Raw genomic sequence first — 1,289 nt, 5'->3', positions numbered from 1 at the left:
CAAATTAATTCATAAATTTGGTCACGAAATCATCCTTTTTTTGTGGCACAATATCACCGAAACAAGTGGCACAATATCACCGAAATATCAAGATAATCCAAACTAATACCGAAAGCATCAGCAATTTTCTTTGCAATGTCAATAGATGGGGCAGCCTCGTTTCGTTCATACTTTCCTACGATTACACGAGATGCCTGTATTTTTTCTGCAAGGTCGGCTTGCGACCAGCTTTGAGTCTTTCTCAGTTCTGTTATTTTGCTTCCGATGTTCATATTTTCAGTCAATAGAAAACTATAATTTACCTTATTGAGCAAATTTAGTTAATAAAAATATGCAGAAAAAATTATAGTTTTCTTGCTTATTGAAAACTATTGTATACTTTTGCAATCAATAGTTATCAAACAAAAAAAATAAACTTTTTTTAAATCCAAAATACAGCGGTGTTAAAATTATACTCCCTCAGTATACTGAAATGTATTTACCTCTTAAGGTTGTCTATCCCTTGGGCTGGATAACCTATTTTTCAAATGAGAGTAACATCAAAATGCCAACTGTTGATGGTTTTGAGATTATTCAAGATGAAAAAGGGCAGTATATAATTGCTACACGAGAAGATTTTACACAAAGCAAAGAGGATTTTTTTGCAATGAAAGAAAAGTTGATTGATGGAATGAAAGTACTGAAAAATACCTGTAAAGAGTATACAGAACTACAAAACCCAGCCTAGTGTTGGGGTTTTGTTTTACAATCCCCCTGCTAACCGAAGTCTATTGCCCGGAGCGGCTCGGCGAACGTCTCTGACTTCGCCGTACTAAATACCGTTCTCGGAACGGTTACATACAATACCGCTTTTGCAAATTAAGCCTAAAAACAGTATTTTGCGCTTATGTCAACAGGTTACCAGATAAAAGATCAGCAAGCATTGCATTATCTTACCATTCAGGTGGTAGATTGGATAGATGTATTCACGCGCAAGGCATATCGGGATATTGTTATTGACAGCTTGCAATTTTGCCAAAAGCATAAAGGATTGCAGATATTTGGGTACGTAATCATGTCTAACCATATCCACTTGATCGCAAACAGCCCACAAGGTGAATTGAGCAATACGGTACGCGATTTTAAGAAGTTTACCGCTAAAAACATTATCGAAAGTATTACAAATGACAACGAAAGCCGCCAGGATTGGATGCTTAATTGTAAAGTTTCACCACATTGTTAATGGAATTAATCCTCCTCCCTTTTCTCATGGAGCGTAGCGGAATGAGAAAAGGGAGGAGGATTTGGTT

3 protein-coding genes are annotated in these 1,289 nt (G+C 36.5%); 2 read left to right on the top strand and 1 reads right to left on the bottom strand.

Translation table 11 applies throughout. The features are described from left to right. Nucleotides 1-53: 53 nt before the first annotated feature. Nucleotides 54-272 carry a helix-turn-helix domain-containing protein gene (locus BLS65_RS19105; protein WP_092441124.1) on the bottom strand — a complete coding sequence of 73 codons (219 nt, stop codon included), beginning with the start codon at nt 270-272 and terminating at the stop codon, nt 54-56. Nucleotides 273-544: 272 nt separating this feature from the next. On the opposite strand from BLS65_RS19105, the gene BLS65_RS17770 reads away from it, so the two are divergent. Together BLS65_RS17770 and BLS65_RS19100 are read left to right on the top strand one after the other, a co-directional pair. Then, complete coding sequence (locus BLS65_RS17770) at nt 545-727, top strand: hypothetical protein (protein WP_125869961.1); 183 nt, start codon at nt 545-547, stop codon at nt 725-727. A 159-nt stretch (nt 728-886) separates the two neighbouring features. Next, nucleotides 887-1,222 (top strand): transposase, encoded by a 336-nt coding sequence (locus tag BLS65_RS19100; RefSeq protein WP_092441122.1) that lies wholly within the window; start codon nt 887-889, stop codon nt 1,220-1,222. Nucleotides 1,223-1,289: the final 67 nt, after the last annotated feature.

The organism is Williamwhitmania taraxaci (assembly GCF_900096565.1).
GTDB lineage: Bacteria > Bacteroidota > Bacteroidia > Bacteroidales > Williamwhitmaniaceae > Williamwhitmania > Williamwhitmania taraxaci.
The sequence above is the reverse complement of the archived record's forward strand: the minus strand, read 5'-3'. Positions and strand labels throughout refer to the sequence as shown.